The sequence below is a fragment of the Thioclava pacifica DSM 10166 genome (assembly GCF_000714535.1).
In the GTDB taxonomy this organism is placed as follows: Bacteria; Pseudomonadota; Alphaproteobacteria; order Rhodobacterales; family Rhodobacteraceae; genus Thioclava; species Thioclava pacifica.
In genome coordinates this window covers 328,920-348,807 of record NZ_AUND01000023.1, presented here as the reverse complement: position 1 = coordinate 348,807, position 19,888 = coordinate 328,920, and the positions used below count along the sequence as shown (strand labels likewise).

At 63.5% G+C, this 19,888-nt stretch carries 22 protein-coding genes and 1 tRNA gene; 9 read left to right on the top strand and 14 right to left on the bottom strand.

What is annotated here, in order from left to right:
• Positions 1 to 8: 8 nt before the first annotated feature.
• A complete protein-coding gene (locus TP2_RS10970) occupies positions 9 to 257 on the top strand; it encodes an accessory factor UbiK family protein (protein WP_038077222.1) in 249 nt (82 codons plus the stop codon).
• Positions 258 to 442: 185 nt separating this feature from the next.
• On the top strand, positions 443 to 1,159 hold the full coding sequence (locus TP2_RS10965) for a tetratricopeptide repeat protein (RefSeq protein ID WP_038077220.1): 717 nt from the start codon (positions 443 to 445) through the stop codon (positions 1,157 to 1,159).
• A gap of 250 nt (positions 1,160 to 1,409) precedes the next feature.
• Here the strand turns inward: TP2_RS10965 and TP2_RS10960 are convergent, their stop codons facing one another.
• From TP2_RS10960 to TP2_RS10950, 3 genes are all read right to left on the bottom strand, one after another.
• The gene (locus tag TP2_RS10960) at positions 1,410 to 2,420 is read right to left on the bottom strand and encodes a PhoH family protein (RefSeq protein ID WP_051692492.1); all 1,011 of its coding nucleotides are present in this window, start codon (positions 2,418 to 2,420) and stop codon (positions 1,410 to 1,412) included.
• A 180-nt stretch (positions 2,421 to 2,600) separates the two neighbouring features.
• Positions 2,601 to 2,915, bottom strand: a complete 315-nt coding sequence (locus TP2_RS10955) for a hypothetical protein (protein WP_038077216.1) — start codon at positions 2,913 to 2,915, stop codon at positions 2,601 to 2,603.
• Between the two features lie 11 nt (positions 2,916 to 2,926).
• The gene (locus tag TP2_RS10950; RefSeq protein ID WP_038077723.1) at positions 2,927 to 3,439 is read right to left on the bottom strand and encodes an OmpA family protein; all 513 of its coding nucleotides are present in this window, start codon (positions 3,437 to 3,439) and stop codon (positions 2,927 to 2,929) included.
• A 552-nt stretch (positions 3,440 to 3,991) separates the two neighbouring features.
• Between TP2_RS10950 and TP2_RS10945 the strand changes: the two genes are divergently transcribed.
• Positions 3,992 to 4,360, top strand: a complete 369-nt coding sequence (locus TP2_RS10945; protein ID WP_038077214.1) for a hypothetical protein — start codon at positions 3,992 to 3,994, stop codon at positions 4,358 to 4,360.
• Between the two features lie 21 nt (positions 4,361 to 4,381).
• Here the strand turns inward: TP2_RS10945 and miaB are convergent, their stop codons facing one another.
• Positions 4,382 to 5,704, bottom strand: coding sequence for a tRNA (N6-isopentenyl adenosine(37)-C2)-methylthiotransferase MiaB (gene miaB / locus TP2_RS10940; protein WP_038077212.1), 1,323 nt, complete (start codon positions 5,702 to 5,704; stop codon positions 4,382 to 4,384).
• A 153-nt stretch (positions 5,705 to 5,857) separates the two neighbouring features.
• Between miaB and TP2_RS10935 the strand changes: the two genes are divergently transcribed.
• The 3 genes from TP2_RS10935 to hemP all read left to right on the top strand — a co-directional run bounded on the left by TP2_RS10935 (position 5,858) and on the right by hemP (position 7,206).
• Complete coding sequence (locus tag TP2_RS10935) at positions 5,858 to 6,742, top strand: hypothetical protein (protein WP_038077210.1); 885 nt, start codon at positions 5,858 to 5,860, stop codon at positions 6,740 to 6,742.
• A 150-nt stretch (positions 6,743 to 6,892) separates the two neighbouring features.
• Entirely contained in the window at positions 6,893 to 7,060 is a 168-nt protein-coding gene (locus TP2_RS18515) for a hypothetical protein (RefSeq protein WP_157617104.1), read from the top strand.
• Entirely contained in the window at positions 7,057 to 7,206 is a 150-nt protein-coding gene (gene hemP, locus TP2_RS18310; protein ID WP_084714183.1) for a hemin uptake protein HemP, read from the top strand. Before TP2_RS18515 ends, hemP begins: the two co-directional genes overlap by 4 nt.
• 146 nt (positions 7,207 to 7,352) lie before the next feature.
• On the opposite strand, the gene TP2_RS10930 is transcribed toward hemP, so the two are convergent.
• Together TP2_RS10930 and TP2_RS10925 are read right to left on the bottom strand one after the other, a co-directional pair.
• A tRNA-Gly gene (locus tag TP2_RS10930) sits at positions 7,353 to 7,426 on the bottom strand.
• A gap of 36 nt (positions 7,427 to 7,462) precedes the next feature.
• The gene (locus TP2_RS10925; protein ID WP_038077208.1) at positions 7,463 to 8,131 is read right to left on the bottom strand and encodes an SOS response-associated peptidase; all 669 of its coding nucleotides are present in this window, start codon (positions 8,129 to 8,131) and stop codon (positions 7,463 to 7,465) included.
• A gap of 81 nt (positions 8,132 to 8,212) precedes the next feature.
• Between TP2_RS10925 and TP2_RS10920 the strand changes: the two genes are divergently transcribed.
• From TP2_RS10920 to arsC, 3 genes are read left to right on the top strand one after another with little or no spacing between them, the layout of a single operon-like run.
• Positions 8,213 to 8,551, top strand: a complete 339-nt coding sequence (locus TP2_RS10920) for a DUF952 domain-containing protein (RefSeq protein ID WP_038077206.1) — start codon at positions 8,213 to 8,215, stop codon at positions 8,549 to 8,551.
• A complete protein-coding gene (locus tag TP2_RS10915; RefSeq protein WP_038077205.1) occupies positions 8,548 to 9,609 on the top strand; it encodes a quinone-dependent dihydroorotate dehydrogenase in 1,062 nt (353 codons plus the stop codon). The genes TP2_RS10920 and TP2_RS10915 overlap by 4 nt, the downstream gene beginning before the upstream one ends.
• The gene (arsC, locus tag TP2_RS10910; RefSeq protein WP_038077203.1) at positions 9,600 to 9,929 is read left to right on the top strand and encodes an arsenate reductase (glutaredoxin); all 330 of its coding nucleotides are present in this window, start codon (positions 9,600 to 9,602) and stop codon (positions 9,927 to 9,929) included. Before TP2_RS10915 ends, arsC begins: the two co-directional genes overlap by 10 nt.
• A 129-nt stretch (positions 9,930 to 10,058) precedes the next feature.
• On the opposite strand, the gene TP2_RS10905 is transcribed toward arsC, so the two are convergent.
• From TP2_RS10905 to acs, 8 genes are all read right to left on the bottom strand, one after another.
• The gene (locus TP2_RS10905; RefSeq protein ID WP_038077202.1) at positions 10,059 to 12,155 is read right to left on the bottom strand and encodes a 3'-5' exonuclease; all 2,097 of its coding nucleotides are present in this window, start codon (positions 12,153 to 12,155) and stop codon (positions 10,059 to 10,061) included.
• Positions 12,155 to 12,544 (bottom strand): response regulator transcription factor, encoded by a 390-nt coding sequence (locus TP2_RS10900; RefSeq protein ID WP_038077201.1) that lies wholly within the window; start codon positions 12,542 to 12,544, stop codon positions 12,155 to 12,157. The genes TP2_RS10905 and TP2_RS10900 overlap by 1 nt, the downstream gene beginning before the upstream one ends.
• 4 nt (positions 12,545 to 12,548) lie before the next feature.
• Positions 12,549 to 13,085 (bottom strand): hypothetical protein, encoded by a 537-nt coding sequence (locus tag TP2_RS10895; RefSeq protein ID WP_038077199.1) that lies wholly within the window; start codon positions 13,083 to 13,085, stop codon positions 12,549 to 12,551.
• Between the two features lie 9 nt (positions 13,086 to 13,094).
• Positions 13,095 to 14,924 (bottom strand): DUF294 nucleotidyltransferase-like domain-containing protein, encoded by a 1,830-nt coding sequence (locus tag TP2_RS10890; protein WP_038077197.1) that lies wholly within the window; start codon positions 14,922 to 14,924, stop codon positions 13,095 to 13,097.
• A gap of 94 nt (positions 14,925 to 15,018) precedes the next feature.
• Positions 15,019 to 16,758 carry a sodium:solute symporter family protein gene (locus TP2_RS10885; protein WP_038077195.1) on the bottom strand — a complete coding sequence of 580 codons (1,740 nt, stop codon included), beginning with the start codon at positions 16,756 to 16,758 and terminating at the stop codon, positions 15,019 to 15,021.
• Positions 16,759 to 16,781: 23 nt separating this feature from the next.
• Positions 16,782 to 17,039, bottom strand: coding sequence for a DUF4212 domain-containing protein (locus TP2_RS10880; protein ID WP_038077193.1), 258 nt, complete (start codon positions 17,037 to 17,039; stop codon positions 16,782 to 16,784).
• Positions 17,040 to 17,102: 63 nt separating this feature from the next.
• Entirely contained in the window at positions 17,103 to 17,777 is a 675-nt protein-coding gene (locus TP2_RS10875; protein WP_038077720.1) for an adenylate kinase, read from the bottom strand.
• Positions 17,778 to 17,788: 11 nt separating this feature from the next.
• Positions 17,789 to 19,756, bottom strand: a complete 1,968-nt coding sequence (gene acs, locus TP2_RS10870; RefSeq protein WP_084714177.1) for an acetate--CoA ligase — start codon at positions 19,754 to 19,756, stop codon at positions 17,789 to 17,791.
• Positions 19,757 to 19,888: the final 132 nt, after the last annotated feature.

The window sequence follows — 19,888 nt, the reverse complement described above, 5'->3', positions numbered from 1 at the left end:
GGATGGACATGCAGCCGCCCAACAAGATTTTCGATGAGATGTCCAAGCTGATGACCAACGCGATGGGCGTGGCCCAGGGCGCGAAGGACGAGGCCGAGACCGCGATGAAGAGCTGGATGGATCGCTGGCTCGCCGATCGTGACTTCGTTACCCGCGAAGAATTCGACGCGGTGCGCGCAATGGCCCAGAAAGCCCGTGAGGAAAACGAGGCGCTGAAGGCCCGGATCGAGGCGCTCGAAGGCAATAAAAAGGGCTAACCTTTGCCCCCTTTGGAAATTTGAAACGCCCGGTCGCGATGACCGGGCGTTTTTCATTGCAGCCAGCGACCGGCGAGCCGTTCTCCCCCTTGAAGGCTCCTCAGTAGGTATGCGGAGCGCGGTCTGATAGACTGTCGGCGTGACGTGCCAAAATTCGGCGAAGCTGGCTTGGTGGTTCGATGACAATGACTGCCCGACGATATCTGCTGCGAACTTGCTCCGGGTTTCTCGCCGTACTGCTGCTGGCCGGTGAAATATCTGCGCAGACCTTTGATGCGGGACAGGCCGCTTACGAGGCGGGGCAGTATCAAGTCGCAATCGAGAACTGGGAGCCCTTGTCGGAACAGGGCGATGCGAGGGCTCAAGCCAGTCTCGGCCTGATGTATGCGAAAGGCCTCGGCGTCGAGAGAGATGACAAGCGGGCCATCCAGTTGTTCCGGCTCTCGGCAGAGCAGGGCTTTGTGGATGCTCAGTACTATCTCGGCATCGGCTATCGCAACGGGCTTGGGGTGCCGCGGGACGACTGGGTCGCCGGTCTGTGGTTTCGGCGCGCAGCCGATCAGGGACATGCCAAGGCCAGTGCTGTCCTCGGCTATCTTCTGCTCGCGAAAAAGCTTTTGCCGGTTGATGAAAACGAGGCCTTCACGCGCATAAGCTTTGCGGCGAAGGCGGGCGAGCCACCGGCGCAATTCAACCTTGGGCTCATGCACGCTGGCGGAGATGGCGCCCCGCAGGATTTCGTTACGGCCTATATGTGGATCGAGATCGCGAAGGCGAACGGTCTGGAGGACACCGACACCTATCTGCGCAGGATCGAGAACGAACTCTCTGCCGAAGAGCTGGAGGACGCAAAGGCGCGGGCGGTCAGATGCAGAACTTCGGATTACGCGGATTGCGAGTGAGATCCGGTGCGTTTTCGATCAGCGATCCGGCCAATCCTCATAGCCAAACCACACCTTTTCGCCACAGGACGGGCATTTCCCGAAGGTCCGCTTGCGCCTCGATTTCGCGCCCCAGCGGATCCCTCCGGCATCCCAGACGGATACCGAGTAACTGCAACTCGGGCAGGTGATCTTCCAGTCCTGTGAGGAGCGATAAAGGCTCTCGCCCCAGCGCGCTGGCAGGAGCGAGAGGAAGAGCCGCTGGACGGCGTTATTCGGCTTCGGCCCTGTCATAGGCCTCGATCACCTTGGCGACCATCGGATGGCGCACCACGTCCTTGGCGGTGAAGTAGTTGAAGCTGATCCCCTCGACAGCGCCCAGGATCCGCTCGGCATCGGCCAGCCCCGAGGGCATGCCGCGCGGCAGGTCGACCTGAGACCGGTCGCCGGTGATCACCATGCGCGAGCCTTGGCCCAGGCGGGTGAGGAACATCTTCATCTGCATCGTGGTCGCGTTCTGCGCCTCGTCGAGCACCACGAAGGCGTTCGACAGCGTCCGACCCCGCATGAAGGCGAGCGGCGCGATCTCGATGCGCTTTTCCTCCATCAGCTTCGCAAGTTGCTTGGCGGGAAGGAAGTCGTTCAGCGCGTCATAGAGCGGCTGCATGTAGGGGTCGACCTTCTCCTTCATGTCGCCGGGCAGGAAGCCCAGACGCTCGCCCGCCTCGACGGCCGGACGGCTCAGGATGATCTTGTCGACATGACCGCCCACCAGCATCGTCACGCCGACGGCGACGGCGAGATAGGTCTTGCCGGTGCCTGCCGGGCCGATCCCGAAGGCCAGCTCGTTCTCGAACAGATGTTTTACGTAGGCTTTCTGCGCCTCGGTGCGGGGCTCGACCTGTTTCTTGCGGGTGCGGATCTCGTATTTGCCGGCTTCGAACATCTCGAGCTGTTCGTCCATCGAAGTCCCGGCCCCGCCCAGATCAGCCATGCGCAGCGCGGCGTCCACCTCTTCGGCGTCGATCGGCTTGCCCTGTTCGAGCCGCTGGTAGAGCTGATGGAGGACCGAGGCTGCCTGAAGCTGGGCCTCTTGCTCGCCGACCACGGCCAATTGGTTGCCACGTCGCAGGATGTGCACCTGAAGCTTGTGCTCTATCTGGGCCAGGTTGCGGTCAAATTCACCGCAAAGGTCGATCAACAGCCGGTTGTCGGGGAACTCAAGAAGCGTCTCGTGAGCATCCTGAGTGCGGGGCGGGGGTGTGATCGCGCTGAAGCCCAAAAACAGTGTCTCCCTAGCTGGTATGGTAAAGATATGGTGCCTGCGACCGGAGATTCACGCAAGCACTGGTTTCGTGAGCTCACGCCAACCGAGCGCAGATTTCATCAAACTGAAACGAAAAGGCCCGCGCGAGGGTTCGCACGGGCCTTTTGCACAAATTTTGTGCAGAACCATTTCCGCTCAGAGCGGATCGCCGATCGAAGAGCCGGATTTGAACGGTCCGACGGCGGTGTCGACCGGACCCGCGCCCGAGCAGATCGGGCGGCCGTAATCGTCCACACGCGCGGTCAGGTAGCCCTCGACGCCATCGTCGATGATCCAGTGATCGCAGCCTTCGGGGTCGATCCAGACCCCGGCCTTGAGTTGGCTAAGATGCTTGGAGTCGAGGCCCCGGTCGATGGATTTGTCGGGGCCCACATCGCCCAGATCGAGCGCCGCACAACCCGAGATCGAAAGCGCAGCCGCGGCCAGCGTCAGGTATTTCACAATTGCCATGTCCCCAGCCCTCACTTCACGCAGATGATCTCGACCCGGCGGTTCTGGGCCATGCCCGCCGCCGTCTTGTTGGTCGCACGCGGCATCCGCTCGCCATACCAGTTCACGGCCAGAACCGATGCACCGACCGATTTGGCCACCGAGGCGACCGCCTCGGCCCGACGCTTGGACAGGCGCAGATTATACTCGTCCGAGGCGCGGCTGTCGGTATGGCCGGTGATGATGAAAGCGCGTGCCTGCGCGGTGCTGAAGAACTTGCGCAGATAGTCGCGCCCGGAAGCCGAGATCGCCGAACGATCGGTCGCGAAAAGCTGGTCGGTCGGGACGATGCCGCAGACGTTACGGTGACACACCGGACGACCGTCGCGGGTCTTGCGCGCATCCATATAGCCCTCGGCGCCGTCATCCATCACCCAATGCTCGCACCCATCGGGATCAATCCAGATCGTCGGCTTGTAGGTCTCCGCGGTTGCCCCCATCTGCTGCGCCGCAACCGGCAGCGGCGCTGTTGCGAGCGCGACCATGGCCACCCCCAACACACCCGCAAAACGCGTTACAAAGGAAGAAAATATCATATCCGCGAGCGTCCCTTGCTACGAGAGCCCGCGCGGCAAAATACGCGCTGCTGGCCCCAAATTGTTAACTCTCGATATTGTAACGAAATTTTGTGAACAAGGAAGGAATAATCTCCAGATATTGTGTTCGAGTCGGCGCGAGGCGCGACACTCAGGTCACAGGGCATCCGGGCAGAGCTGTGTCACTCATGCGCCGATCATTTCCGGTGCGGCGAGCGAATCGCGCAGGCCGCGCCGGAAATCGCCTCTCGCGCGGCGAAAATTCAGGTGCGCAAATGCCTCAAAATTCACCTTATACGGGAAAACTGTCGCCGGTCGAAAAACATCGCGCCGATTTGATCAGCATTGTTCCCCGAAGAGACCCAAATACCGACAAAGTCTCGCCAAATTGGAAAAATAGCGGAAGAATATGAAGGATGGCGCCTGCGCTTCAGGGGTGAAGGGTGCTGGGATTATTTTCGCTGCCCGAAAGAGGGCTGCCCGACCAGGAGAGTCTCTGAGATGAAGTTCATTGCAATCACCGCTTCCGTGCTGTTGTCCGGCATGGTGCTCGCCGACAGCGCGCAGGCTGGCTCGAGCTGCTATACCGGCCCTGTCGGGCGCGAGCACGCCAACAACGTCACCGCCTGCGGCCCGGTGCGCAAGCAGCCCATTCACATCGACTGCTTCCGCGGCCCCTGGCGAGAGACGATCTGGGATCACCCGCAGGGCAGCTTCGTCAATGACCTCGTGAAATTCGGTTACGATTACGGCGACGCGATGGGGATCGCGACCGATATCTGCAAGAACGTCGATCTCGTGGGCGATGCCGAGGGGCTGCGCCGCGCGCTCATTCAGGCGATCGCGGCCGACCCGCCGGGCTCGAAGTAAAACTGACGCCGCGCGGCGGGCTCAGACGAGCTCGCCGGCGAGCGAATTGGGGGCCGATGCGGTGATCCGCACCCGTGCCAGAACGCCCGGAGCCAACCCCTCGCCGGTCACATGGACGGCCTGAAGGTAATCGGATTTCCCGACCCACTGGCCTTCCAGCCGACCCGGCTTTTCAAACAACACGCCGACTTCTCGTCCGACCATCGCACTCTGGCAGGCGCGTTGCTGCTCGGTCAGCAGCGCCTGAACGTCTTGAAGCCGCGCATCGGCGATCTCGGACGGCACGGCGCCCTTCGCACCGGCCGCGGGTGTGCCAGGGCGCGGCGAATATTTGAACGAATAGGCCATGCCGTAATTGACCTCACGGATCAGCGCCATCGTGTCGGCGAAGTCCTGATCCGTCTCGCCCGGGAAGCCCACGATGAAATCGCCCGAGATCACCATATCGGGGCGCGCGGCGCGGATACGTTCGATCAACCGGATATAGTCTTCAGCAGTGTGCTTGCGGTTCATCGCCTTTAGGATCTTGTCCGAGCCCGACTGCACCGGCAGATGCAGGTACGGCATCAGCTTGGGCTCTTCGGCATGGGCCGCGATCAGATCGTCTTCCATGTCATTCGGGTGCGAGGTGGTGTAGCGGATCCGCTCCAGCCCGTCGATCTTCGCAAGTGCGCGGGCGAGCCGTGCGAGCGACCAGTCGCCCCCCTCCCCTTCCCCGTGATAGGCATTGACGTTCTGGCCCAGCAGAGTGATCTCGCGCACGCCTTTTTCGACCAGTGCCCGCGCTTCGCGCAGGATCTTTTCTGCAGGGCGCGACACCTCGGCGCCGCGCGTATAGGGGACAACGCAGAAGGCACAGAACTTGTCGCAGCCTTCCTGCACGGTGAGAAACGCGGTCGGGCGCGCCTGCACGGGACGCGCGGGCAGGTGATCGAACTTGTCCTCGGCGGGAAACTCGGTCTCGACGGGACGCGCGCCATTGTCGGTCCGCGCGACCAGCTCCGGCAGCTTGTGATAGCTTTGCGAGCCCACGACCAGATCGACCAGATCCGAGCGGCGCAGAATCTCCTCGCCCTCGGCCTGTGCGACACAGCCCGCCACACCGATCTTCAGGTCGGGCTTGGCTTCCTTGAAGGGGCGCAGACGACCCAGATCCGAATAGACCTTTTCAGCCGCTTTCTCGCGGATGTGGCAGGTGTTGAGCAAAACCATATCCGCCGCCGCCACATCATCAGTCAGCTCATAGCCCTTGGCGCCCATCGCCTCGGCCATGCGCTCGCTGTCATAGACATTCATCTGACAGCCGTAGGTCTTGATATGCAGCTTTTTCGGAGCGTCGCTCATCGCCAGTCCTCGCGCGTCTTTCCAGCGGGCCTGATACAGCCAAAAGCCCCTTTGCCGCAAGGCCGCGCGGAGAAGCCAGGCCTAAACGCTTGATTTCGCGCGGGGCTTACCCGATCCTGCGGCGAAAGACCCCGCGAAAGGGCCGGATCGGGCATGAAACACACCTCTCTCAGCGAGTTTCTCAATCTCCATAGGGCCGCCTTGGCGAAAGGTCCGGTCGGCATCATTCTCGCTGAGGACGCGGTCGAGCTGGAGGGCACGATCCGCCATCACCTCAAGCTCGGCTTCCCGGTGCTTCTCGTGATCGGTCGCGCAGCGATGGCTCTCGACGAAAGCCTCTTCGCGGAGAGCCCCGCAAAGCTCCATTGCATCGACTTCAATCTCGCACGGCGCGATGCGGCGCCGATGGCGCTCAATCCGATCATCGCGGCGCTGCCCGAGGGGACTTGGGCCTATTACTGCTTCAACGCGGAATATCTGTTCTTCCCGTTCTGCGAGACTCGCTCGATCGGCGAACTGCTGACTTTCCACACCGAGGAGCGCCGCTCGGCGATGCTGAGCTATGTGATCGATCTCTATGCCGGCAACCTGGAAACGCATCCGGGCGGGGTCGATGTCGAGGACGCGATGTTCGACAAGGCGGGCTATTACGCGCTCGCGCGCCCCGATCCGGACAACCACAACCACCCCAAGGAGCGGCAGCTCGATTTCTTCGGCGGGCTACGCTGGCGATTCGAGGAGCACGTCCCCAAACTGCGCCGCAAGATCGACCGGATCGCACTGTTCCGGGCCAAGCGCGGGCTGGTGCTGCGCAACGACCACACGTTCAACGACGAGGAGTACAATACCTACTCCTGTCCCTGGCACCACAACCTGACCTGCGCGATCGCGTCCTTCCGGGTCGCCAAGGCGCTGAAATTCAACCCCGGCTCGACCTATGATGTCCAAAGCTTCACCTGGGTGAATTCGGCGCGGTTCGACTGGTCGAGCCAGCAGTTGATGGATTTCGGGCTCATGGAACCCGGCCAGTGGTTCTGATCATCCCCCGCCGCTCTGTGCATCGGCGCAGAGGCTTCCGTGCAAAATCCGACTGAAAGAATCAACTTTACAATCCCGATCATTTCACTCAGGTTATTCGCATCAGCCAGTCGATCCCCGACCAGCCCGATGCAATGAAGGAGACCGGAGATGAAACGCGCCCCCATTCCCGGCCCCCGTTTCGGGGCCGACCCTTATCACGACACCGAACCGCCGCTGAGCCTGCGCGATATCGTCGATGCGCTGTGCTGCGGGTTGAACCCTGCCCCGAGCGCGCTCGAAGCCGCACTCGACCGGATCGAGGGAGCCTGCAGATGAGCATCAACGAACAGTTCACCTCTGCCCTCCCCGTGCATGACGCGCTGGCACTGACGGGTCAGGGAAATCTCGCCCATATCGTTCTGGGTGGACAGGTCTACACCCTGCGCATCACCAAGGCTGGCAAGCTGATCCTGACGAAATGAGATCGGGCCGCGCGCGTCCCTCGTCCCAATCACCGCGCGCCCGCCACGAGAAACCGCCCGGGAAGTCCCCCCGGGCGGTTTCTTCATGCCGATCACCGCGCGAAGGCAGCCTCTGCGCAGATTATCCGGCGATGTCTCGGGAAGAGTGGAGCGGGTGATGGGAATCGAACCCACGTCTTCAGCTTGGAAGGCTGCGGCTCTACCATTGAGCTACACCCGCACTCTGGCCTCTCCTTAGCGGCCCGCGCGGCAGCGTTCAAGCGGGATTGGCAAGCGGCTCGCGCAAACCCGGCCCCGAAGCCCGGTTGGAATTGACCTCCGTGCCCACCCGCCAGGCCTGCAAGACCCCTTCGGGCCGCGGCGTCATCAGAAGCGCCGCGCCACGGCCTTCCTCGCCCAACCATTTCGCCCAATCCTCTTTCTCGAGCACCAGCGGCTCGCGGTGGTGGATCGGCGCGAGCGTCGGTCCCGCCTCGACCGTGACGATCGCGCAAGTGGTGAGCAACTCACCGCCCCGCTCCCAAGCCTGCCAGAGCCCGCCAAAGACCATCGGCGCGCCATCACGGCGCGAAACGTAGAAGGGCAGCTTGGCCTCCCCCTCGCGGTGCCATTCGTAAAAGCCATCGGCCGGGATCAGGCAGCGCCGCGCCCGGATCGCATCGCGGAAGGCGGGCTTCTCCGCCACCGTTTCGGAGCGCGCATTGATCAGCAGCGGCCCATCCGTCGGGGTCTTGTACCAATGCGGAACGAAGCCCCAGCGCATCGCGCGCAGCTGGCGCTGGCCTTCGGACGAGACGCAAACCGGCAGGCTCTCGGTCGGACAGATATTGAACCGCGCGCCATCCGGCACGTCATTGCCCGGCACGGCCTTGAATAGCCGCGCCATCGCATCGACGGGAAGGGTATTGGCCATGCGTCCACACATGGGCCTCAGCCTATCCCGGGCGAGGCGCCGCTTGAAGCCCCGCGCTTGACCGGACGCCCCCTTTTCGGGCATGGGAAACCCATGCTGATCTACAAGATTTTCCGTCGCCCCGAATGGGATGCGTTTCGCGAGGCCGGGCACACTCTCGGTGCGCCTGTCGATCTGGCCGATGGCTATATCCATTTCTCCACCGCCGAGCAGGTCGTCGAGACTGCCGCCAAGCATTTCGCCGGTGAATCCGACTTGGTGCTTGTGGCCTTCGCGCCCGAGGCGATGGGCGCGGACCTGAAATGGGAGCCCTCGCGCGGCGACCAGCTTTTCCCCCATCTCTACCGCCCGCTCCAAATGAGCGAAGTGGTCTGGGATCACGCCCTGCCCCTTGGGGCGGCGGGCCATATCTTTCCGAAGGAAATGTCGTGACCTCCCTGATCGAGCGCGCGGGTCTCGCCGCCCTTCACAAGATCGACCCCGAAACCGCCCACGGCCTGTCGATCCGCGCATTGCGCATGGGGCTGGTGCCCCTGCCGGGGCCCATTTCCTCGTCGCGACTGAAAACCGATCTGGCGGGGCTGGCGCTGCCCAATCCGGTGGGCCTTGCCGCGGGCTTCGACAAGAATGCTGAGGCGGTGGCGCAACTGATGCGCGCGGGCTTCGGCTTTATCGAAGTCGGCGCCGCCACGCCGCGTGCGCAGGAAGGCAACCCGCGCCCGCGGCTATGGCGGCTTACGCCCGACCGCGCCGCGATCAACCGCTTCGGCTTCAACAACCAAGGCATGGAGCCGATCACCAAGCGGCTGGCTGCGCGCCCGCAAGGTATCCCCGTTGGCCTCAATCTCGGCGCCAACAAGGACGCCGCCGATCGCGCGAAGGATTTCGCGACCGTGCTGGCCCATGCGGGGGCCCATCTCGATTTTGCGACCGTCAACGTCTCCTCGCCCAATACCGAGAAGCTGCGCGACCTGCAGGGCAAGGCGGCGCTCTCCGCGCTGCTCGCCGGCGTGATCGAGACCCGCGATACCCTTGCACGTCGCATCCCGGTCTTCCTGAAGATCGCCCCCGATCTGGGCGCAGAGGAACTGGCCGAGATTGCCGAGGTCGCGCTGGAAAGCGGCATCGACGGGATCATCGCGACCAACACGACGCTCTCGCGCGAGGGGCTGACCTCCCCCAGCCCGTCCGATCAGGGCGGTCTCTCGGGCGCGCCCTTGTTCGAGAAATCGACCCGCGTGCTCGCGCAGCTCTCCAAGCTCACCGAAGGCAAGTTGCCGCTGATCGGCGTGGGTGGCGTGGGCTCGGCGGAGCAGGCCTATGAGAAAATCCGCGCCGGGGCCTCGGCCGTGCAGCTTTACACCGCGATGGTCTTCTCGGGGCTCTCGCTCGCCGCCGAGATCGCGCGCGGCCTCGATGCGCTTCTGGAACGCGACGGGTTCGCCAGCGTGGCAGATGCCGTCGGCACCGGGAGGGACGCATGGCTCTGACGATCTGGCACAATCCGCGCTGCTCGAAATCGCGCCAGACGCTGGCGCTGCTGCAAGAGCGCGGGCTCGACCCGGTGATCCGCGATTACCAGAAAGAGCCGCCCACCATGGCCGAGCTGCAAGACGCAATGATGAAGCTTGACCAGCCCGCGGCGGCCCTGATGCGCTGGAAGGATACCGACCTTTCGAAAGACGCGGGCGAAAACGCGATCCTCTCGGCCCTTGCTGCCAATCCCAAACTGATCGAGCGCCCGCTTGTGCTGACCGACACCGCCGCGCGGATCGGCCGCCCGCCCGAGGCGGTTCTGGAAATCCTCTGAGATCAGGGGCGCTGCCCCTCTTCGGCTTTGCCGAATTCACCCCGAGATATTTCTCTCAAGAAGAAGAAAAATCGCGCTTCTTCTTGAGAGAAATATCTCGGGGGGCCCGAAGGGCGGGGGCAGAGCCCCCTAGTCGTTCAGATCCTTGATCAGCCGCCCGTGCTTGCGCAGCTCCGCGACCAGATCGCCGAAGGTGGTCAGGCCACGCGCCTGAAGCGCCGGCATCATCTTCAAGAACGCATCCGCTGTCGCCACAGTATCGCCGATTGCCGTATGGCGCGCCTCTTCCGGGATGGTGATGCCGAGCCGGTGGGTCAATGCATCAAGCGTGTGGGTTTCCGACTGCCCGAAGACCACCGCAGAGAGCAGGACCGTGTCGAGGATCGGATGCTCGAACCGCTCGCCGATCACGCTTTCCTTGCGATGCAGGAACTCCATGTCGAAGGGTGCGTTATGGGCGATCAGAACCGCCCCTTCCGCGAATTTGTGGAAGTTGCGTCCCACCTCGGCGATATCGGGCGCACCCTGCACCATCGCGTTGGAGATCCCGTGCACCTCGGTCGAGCCGGGCGGGATCGGGCGCTTCGGGTCGACGAGCGTGTCGAAGACCTCGGTGTCGATGCGACGCCCGTTGACGATGCGCACGGCGGCGATCTGCACGATCTCATCACCCTCGGTGGGCAGGAGCCCCGTCGTTTCGGTGTCGAAAACGACATAGGTCAGATCGGCCAGCGGCGTATCGGCGATCTCGGCCACGCGCTCACGGCCCAGCAGATCGAAATCATAGACCACGGCGCGCGGCACCGGTTTCGGGCGCTTCGTGACATGGCGCGCCTCGCGTAGCGGCAGGCAGAGCCTTGCACGGGTTTCGCTCAGCTTCTCGGGCCATATCTCGGCGGCATGGGTTGTCAGTACCCGGTGCCCCGTGACGTCCTCGAGCCCCACGTCGAGTGGCTGATCGAGCCAGCTCTCCAATTCCGTGATGGGGACGGGTGCGCCTTCCCATTCCAGAGCGATCAGGGCGCCGGGGCCGTCCTCGGTGATCTCGAGGCGGAAATCGTGGCGACCCTTGAGATTGCGCACGAGCCCGGCGAGAAGCGCGACCATTTCGAACCCCTCGCAGCGCAGCATCAGCGCGGCGGCCACAGGCAGGATCTTGCCCCCTTCGGCCTCGACGCGCGCAGCCACGGCCTGCCCCAGATCGGAGGCGCGGATCATCGCGAGCGGCCACCAATCGGCGCGGTTGGCCTCGTGGCGCTCGAAGAATTCGTGGATCGCGGCGGAGAGATGGATCGCCTCGGAATTGGCGGCCTCGCGCACGCGGTCACGCTCGGGGCCCGGGGCGGGACCATCATCGGCCGTCAGCACCCCGATCAGCGATTGCAGCGCGGCGGCGGGGCGGCGGATGCGGTCGAAAAGCTCGTCCATGAGCTGCTCGCGCTGCGCGTGAGACGCCATGTCACCTGACACATCGCGGAGCGTCAGAACGTAGCCGGGGCGGGTCGCGAGGTGATGATCCTCGCCCTCGGACAGAAGTCGCATCCGCGCCGCCAGCACCCGGCCATCGGCCTTGGTCGAACAGAGCAGATCCGAGGCCGCATCGGGGTCTTCGGTCGCCAGAAGCCGGTCATAGGCATGGGCGATCGGCGGTTGGTTGAGATAGTCGAAGACGCGGCGGTCGAGCCCCGGTGCATGGGCCGATCCGAGCAGTTCCACCGCCTGCCCGTTATAGAAGGCCAACTGGTGATCGGAAGTGCAGAGCAGCACGCCCACGGGCACATCCGACAACAGCGCCTCGAGCCGTTCCTTTTCCTGCGCGAGCCGCGTGGTCTCGCGCTGCACGGCCTCGGTCAGGGCGTTGCGGGTTTCCGACAGGTGCCGTGTGACAGATGCGGCGGCGGGAGCGAGATCGCCAAGGTAGCGGGCGATGTCTTCGTCCATCTCGCCTTCGATCTCGGCGGTGGTGCGGGCGCGCAGAAGGCCCGAGAGACGCTCGATCGGCTTGGCGACGTTTTCATCGAACAGGAACCAGACCCAGACGATCAGGCCGAGGATCACGAAACCGGCGACCGCGCCGCCGATCACCATTGCATTGAGGATCTGCGGATCGCCAATCCGGGTGAAACCGAACCACAACCCCGCCACGAGCGCCACCAGATTGCCAACCGCCAGCGCGGCGAAGAAGAGGAACACCCGGGTGCGAAGGGAAAGCCGGGTGAGGTCCATCAGGCTGTCTCCCCGTCGAGAATGCGATGCACCTCCTCGCGCAATTCACGCAGTTCGAAGGGCTTGGCGATGAAACCATCGGCACCCAGTGCGAGGCCCTTGCGGCGCTCCATCGCGGAGCCGCGCGCGGTCATCATCAGGATCTTCACATCGCCCAGCCCCTTGTCGGCGCGGACCTCCTGGCAGATCTCGTAGCCCGAGACCTCCGGCAACATCACGTCGAGCAGCACGAGATCGGGGCGGGTCTCGCGGATGCGCTCCAGCGCGCCGCGCCCAGTGTCGATCCGGTCATGCTCGTAGCCCTCGCGGCTCATCAGATAGTCGAGCGCGATGGCGATATTGTCCTCATCCTCCACGATCAGGACGCGGTGTTTCCTCCCCCCAGGCATTCACTCATCCTCCTGCACACACCGCCTTGAGACCCGGATCCTCCGGGGGCAGCTTCAACCAAGCGCCACCGGTGAGTTCTCCTGCATCGGAGAGCTCCGCGCCGCTCACCAGATCGGCGCGGCTACCGGTTGCGCAATCATAGACCGTGGGCACCGTCATCAGCGGTTGCCAGCGCCCGATCAGCAGCAGGTCGGTCTCGACCAGCTCGGGCTTTTCGGCGACGGGCCGTTTGACCTCGGCCGCGTCAATCGCCATGAAACGCGTGACCATCGGCACCAGGTAGGTCCAGGGGCGCCACGGCACGCTCTCATCGACGGCCTGAAGCACCACGACCGTATCGGGCATGCCGCCGCGCACCGACGGATACCAGCTGTATTCGTTCCAGATCGTATAGCCGATAAGCGCCAGACCGATCGCCGCCGGCATCACCACCTTGGGCAGTTTCTCGCCGCGGAACTTCTTGCTCAGTTGATTGAGCAGGAAGACCACGAGGGCGGCGAGCGCCCCGGCTGCCATGGTCGAGATGAAGTCGTTGGTCATAGGCTCTCCTTAGCTGACCGGGCCTTTTCCGTGCCCGGCCGCCGATTGCATTGTGCGCACCACGACAAAGGCGTCGCGCAGGTGCGAGCGCTCGAAATCCGACAGATCGGAGGGTGCGAGGTAATTGTCCGGCTTGCGCCCCGAGCGCGCGAGATGCGCCTGGTTCTCCAGTCGCATCGCGGCGATCAGGTCATAGGCCTCGATCAGATCGCGCGCCCCGGAATGGCTCAGCACGCCCGCATGTTCGGCCTCGACGAGCCGCGCACGGGTGTTCACCTCGGGCAGGCGAGCGCGCAGCGCGTAAACGCGCGCGAGATCGGTGACCGGAACGACGCCGTTATGCTTCATGTCGATATGGTTGCGATGCTCGCCCGAACGGATCGTTGCAAAGCCCCGGATCAGGCCAAGCGGCGGCGTATGCTTGAGTGAATTGGCAATCATATGCGCGACGAAGATCGAGTTCTTCGCGGCCTTCGCCAGCGTGTCTTCCTGCAGTTTCTGGAACAGCCCAACGCCCGTGCCGCCGATCGCACGCAGGTCGAACATCACCGAAGCGAGCATCTGCGCTTCCGGGTTGGGCTTGTTGATCCAACCGTCGAAATACTCGCGCCAGACCCGAACCGGCTGGCACCAGCGCGGGTTCGTCGCCATCATGTCGCCCGGGCAATAAACATAACCGCAGGCATCCAGGCCATCCGAGACGATCTTCGCGAGCTGGCGGAAATAGCCCATGTCATCCTCGGTCACGGCATCGTCGAGGATCATGCAATTGTCCTGATCGGAAACGCCGGTCTGCTCCTGGCGCCCCTGCGATCCGCAGGCCAGCCACAGATAGGGCACAGGCGCCGGGCCAAGCTCGGCCTCGGCCATTGCCAAAAGCCTGCGCGTCACCGCATCGGCGATATCGGTGATCAGCCGCGTCACCACCTCATGTGCGTGATGCCCGCCCACGAGCTGTACCAGAAGCTGCGGGATCTGCGCCGTCACGGCCGCCATCTCGGCCACCGTCTTCGCGCCAGCCACATCGCGGATCAGCACCGCCGAGCTCACCGCCTGGAAGCGCGTGAGGTCGGTCTGGGTGATCATCCCGACGAAGCGCCCGTGATCGGTGATCGGCAGGTGGCCGATCCGCTTCTCGAGCATGATATGCAACAGGTCCGAGCCCAGCCCATCGGGTGTCAGCGTGATCGGATCGGGGGTCATCACGTCGCGCACGGGCGTCTCCAGGGACATCTCGCCGGCAAGCACCTTGTTCGACAGGTCGCGCACCGTGACGATGCCTTCGAGCTGCCCTTCCGGTCCCGCCACACCGAGCGAGGAGATATGCGCGTCACGCATCGTGCGCGCGGCCTCGGCCACGGTGGTCTCGGGCGCGCAGGAGACAGGCTCATGGGCGAGAAGATCGGCAATCTTCATCGTCGCGATGGAATTGGTCCGGGTCTCGCCCCCGCGCACACGGTTGAAGAAGCGCGCGAAGGCGGGCTCGTTTTGCGACAACTCGCGAAATTCCTCGGCGGGAAGCTCGAGCAGCACCGTGTCGGAGGTCACCCGCGCCGTGGTCGCGGCCAGCCCGTCGCGCATCAGGCCACGCTCGCCGAAGGTATTGCGCGGGCCAAGAATGGAGACCAGCGCCCCGTTCTGATCGGTCACCTCGACCGAGCCCTTCTTGATCAGGTAGATGCCCTTGAGGGGTTCGCGGAAGGCGTAAACGACATCGCCTTCGGAGAATTCCCTGCGGCGGAAGCAGCTGGCGACATGCTCCAGCTCGTTGCGCGGCAGGTTGTCGTAAGGGTGGACGCCTTCGAGAAATGCGAGGATCGGGGTCAGATCGGCGGCCATGATCTTGTCCTTTGGGTGGTGGCGGCGCCCCGAGGGGCGCCTGCCGAAAGTCAGAGGGTTCGGGACGAGGTTACCCCCGTCCCGCACCACTGTCTCAGTGGTCGACTGCCGCACCGGCGCCTTTCGGCACGCGGATCGACTCGACGAGCTCCTGGATATCTTCCGGGGTCTCTTTGGTCGCATTCGACACAACATAGGCGACGATGAAGTTCAGGATCGCGCCGATCACACCGAAGGACGTCGACTTGATCGAGAGGATCATCGGGTTCGCGTCGGTGAAGGTGTTGGTGTCCGGAATGAAGAACCAGCCCTTGTGCAGGAAGATGTAGACGAGCGTGGTGATCAGGCCGGTCAGCATCCCTGCAACCGCCCCGGTGTTGTTGATGCGCTTCGTGAAGATGCCCATCATCAGTGCCGGGAAGATCGAGCTTGCCGCCAGACCGAAGGCCAGTGCCACCGTCTGCGCCGCGAAGCCGGGCGGGTTCAGACCCAGATAGGTCGCCACCGCGATCGCAACGGCCATCGAGATACGGGCGGCCAGAAGCTCGCCTTTTTCCGAGATGCCCGGGTTGATCTGCGACTTGATCAGGTCGTGCGAAACCGCCGAGGAGATCGCCATCAGCAGGCCCGCTGCCGTCGACAGAGCCGCGGCGAGACCACCGGCCGCCACCAGCGCGATCACCCAACCCGGCAGGTTGGCGATCTCGGGGTTGGCGAGGGTGATGATGTCGCGGTTCACGGTCAGTTCGTTGGTGTCGCCGTTCTTGTACTCGATACGGCCATCGCCGTTCTTGTCGTCGAAGCTCAGCAGGCCGGTCTTGGCCCAGTTGCGCACCCAGGAGAGGTTCTGATCGTTCTCGATCGCAGTCATCTCCACGGCCGGCTGATCGACGCCGTTCGGGTAGAAGGTCTGCACGAGGTTCAGACGCGCCATCGCACCCACAGCCGGAGCGGTGAGGTAGAGGAGCGCGATGAACACCAGGGCCCAACCAGCGGACGAACGTGCATCGGCCACACGCGGAACGGTGAAGAAGCGCACGATGACGTGGGGCAGACCGGCGGTGCCGATCATCAGCGTCATGGTGAACAGGAACATGTTCAGCGTGGTGTCATGCTGGCCGGTATAGGACTTGAAGCCCAGAGCCTCGACCGTGTCGTTCAGCGTCGACAGGATCGGCGCACCGGTGTTGGCGTCGTTCGAGAACAGGCCCAGGCCCGGGATCGGGTTGCCGGTCAGCTGCAGCGAGATGAAGATCGCCGGGATGGTGTAGGCGATGATGAGAACCACATACTGCGCAACCTGCGTGTAGGTGATGCCCTTCATGCCGCCGAGAACGGCATACATGAACACGATCGCCGCACCGATGAAGAGGCCGGTGGTGTTCGACACTTCGAGGAAGCGCGAGAACGCAACGCCCACACCGGTCATCTGGCCGATAACGTAGGTGATCGACGCAACGATAAGGCAGATAACGGCCACGGTGCGCGCGGTTTGCGAGTAGAAACGGTCGCCGATGAATTCCGGAACCGTGAACTTGCCGAACTTGCGCAGGTAGGGCGCAAGCAGCATCGCCAGCAGCACGTAGCCGCCGGTCCAGCCCATCAGGTAGGCCGAGGTGTCATAACCGCCGAAGGCGATGATACCGGCCATCGAGATGAACGAGGCGGCCGACATCCAGTCAGCGCCCGTAGCCATCCCGTTGATGACCGGGTGAACGCCGCGACCTGCGGCGTAGAATTCCGACGTGGAACCCGCACGGGCCCAGATCGCGATGCCGATGTAGAGCACGAAGGTCGCGCCCACCACCAGCAAGTTGAGGGTAAACTGATCCATGTCCCTCTAGTCCTCCCTGAATCTTATTCTTCGACGCCGTGTTCGCGATCGAGCTTATTCATCCGCCATGCGTAGGCGAAGATCAGCACGAGGAACACGAGGATCGAGCCCTGCTGGGCAAACCAGAAGCCGAGATCGGTGCCACCGATCTTGATGCCTGCCAGCATCGGGCGAAGCAGGATACCGAAGCCGAAGGAACAGACGAACCAGATCACCAGAAACAGCTGGATCGTCCGGATATTCGCCTTCCAGTAGGCATTGGAAGAGGATTTGTCCGCCATGAGCGTAACTCCCTTTTCGTTTCTCTCCAGACGGGCCCCTCATGGGCCCGCCCCTCCCCAAAATCAGGCCGAGACGCGCTCTACGATCGACCCAAGCCCCGAGGCGATCGCGTCGATGGAGCCCATCGCGTCGATTTCCTCGAGAACGCCGAGCGCCTTGTAATGGGCGATCAGCGGCGCCGTTTGCGCGTGGTAGGCTTCGAGCCTCGCACGCGCCGTCTCGGCATTGTCGTCGGCACGGCGCTTGAACTCCGTGCCTCCGCATTTGTCGCAAACGCCCGCAACTTCGGGCTGTTTGAATTCGTCGTGATAGCCTTCGCCGCATTTGGCGCAGGTGTAGCGGCCGGCGACGCGGGCGATCATCGCCTCGTCATCGACCTCGAGGCTGATCGCCGCGGTGACCGACTGGCCGGTCGAGGCCAGCAGGTCATCGAGCGCGGCCGCCTGACCGGCGGTGCGCGGGAAGCCATCAAGGATGACGCCCTTGGCGACATCGGGCTCGGCCATGCGGTCCTTGAGGATCGCCAGCACGATCTCGTCCGAGACGAGGCCGCCCTGCTCCATCACCGCCTTCGCGGCAAGGCCAGCTTCGGTGCCCTGCGCGACGGCAGCGCGCAGCAGGTCGCCGGTCGAGAGCTGCACGAGGCCGAATTTATCCTCGAGCATCCGCGCCTGGGTGCCCTTGCCCGCGCCCGGAGGCCCGAGCAGGATCAGAACGGCAGGTTTCGTTTGCGTCATCGTCTCGCCCATCACTTGTTGCCGCGATTGGCGATCAGGTCATCGACGACCGAAGGATCCGCCAGCGTCGAGGTGTCGCCCAGCGCGCCGAAATCATTCTCGGCAATCTTGCGCAGGATACGACGCATGATCTTGCCCGAGCGGGTCTTCGGCAGGCCCGGCGCCCATTGGATGACATCGGGTTTCGCGATCGGACCGATCTCGGTGCGCACCCACTTCTCGAGCTCCTTGCGCAGCTCGTCGGTCGGTTCGACATCGTTCATCAGCGTGACATAGGCGTAGATGCCTTGGCCCTTCAGCTCGTGCGGGTAACCCACAACGGCGGCCTCGGCGACGGCCTGGTGCGCGACCAGAGCGGATTCGACTTCCGCCGTACCCATGCGGTGGCCCGAAACGTTGATCACGTCATCGACGCGGCCGGTGATCCAGTAATAGCCATCGCTGTCGCGGCGGCAGCCGTCACCGGTGAAGTAATAGCCCTTGTACTGGCTGAAATAGGTGTCCTGGAAACGCTCGTGATCGCCCCAGATCGTGCGCATCTGGCCCGGCCAGCTGTCCGAGATGCACAGCACGCCCTCGGCCTCGGTCTCGTCTTGCTTGACGGCCGTTTGCGGGTCGAGCACGACCGGCTTCACGCCGAAGAACGGGCGGGTCGCCGAGCCGGGTTTGGTAGGCGTCGCGCCCGGAAGCGGGGTCAGCATGTGACCGCCGGTCTCGGTCTGCCAGAACGTGTCGACGATCGGGCATTTGCCCTTTCCGACGTACTTGTCGTACCAGGCCCAGGCTTCGGGGTTGATCGGTTCACCAACCGACCCAAGCACCTTGAGGTCGGACAGGTCATATTTCTCGACCCATTCCGGCCCCTGGCCCATCAGCGAGCGGATCGCCGTCGGCGCGGTGTAGAACTGGTTGACCTTGTGCTTTTCGCACACGGCCCAGAAGCGGCCCGCATCCGGATAGGTCGGCACGCCTTCGAACATGATCGTGGTCGCACCATTGGCGAGCGGACCGTAGACGATGTAGCTGTGGCCGGTGACCCAACCCACATCCGCGGTGCACCAGAACACGTCGCCATCATGGTAGTCGAACGTGTATTGATGGGTCATCGAGGCATAGACGAGATAGCCGCCGGTCGAGTGCACGACGCCCTTCGGTTTGCCGGTCGAGCCCGAGGTGTAGAGGATGAAGAGCGGATCTTCCGCATTCATCGGACGCGGCGGACATTCGGGAGAGACGCTCTCCATCATCGCCTTCACATCCACGTCGCGGCCGTCGATCCAGGTGGTCTGGTCGCCGGTGTGCTTCACGACGAGGCAGCGCACCTTGTCCGAGCAGTGCAGCAGCGCGGCATCGGCATTGGCCTTGAGCGGGGTGCGGCGACCGCCGCGCGGCGCGGTGTCGGCGGTGATAACGACCTTCGCGCCCGAGTCGTTAATGCGGTTGGCCAGCGCGTCAGGCGAGAAACCCGCGAAAACGATCGAATGGATCGCGCCGATGCGCGCACAGGCGAGCATCGCGTAAGCGGCTTCCGGGATCATCGGCAGGTAAATAACGACGCGATCGCCGCGCATCACGCCCTGGCTCAGCAGGACGTTGGCGAAGCGGTTCACCTTTTCCGAGAGCTGGTTGTAGGTGATGTGCTGCGCGGGCGTCTCCGGGTCATCGGGCTCGAAGATGATCGCGGTCTGCTCGCCACGGGTCGCGAGGTGACGGTCGATACAGTTCACGGCGACGTTGAGCACGCCATCCTCGAACCACTTGATATTAACGTGGCCGAAGGTGAAGTCGGTGTTCTTCACCTTGGTGTAGGGGGTGATCCAGTCGAGGCGCTTGCCCTCACGGCCCCAGAATTTCTCGGGGTCGGTGATCGATTCCTGATACATCGCGCGATATTTCGCGGCATCGGCATGGGCATTCTCGAACCCCGGCGGGACTTCTTTCACGTCCGGAACCTGAGAAACCTGTTCTTGAGCAGCCATCGGCTTCCTCCCAACAATTTTCGACATGCGGCGCAATGGCCGCCAATCAGCCCACGACAGGTCGCGGGCGCTCTACCCCACGGACACTGTAACTCAAACGTTAATGTTCATGTAAGCCCCTTTGTGTATTGA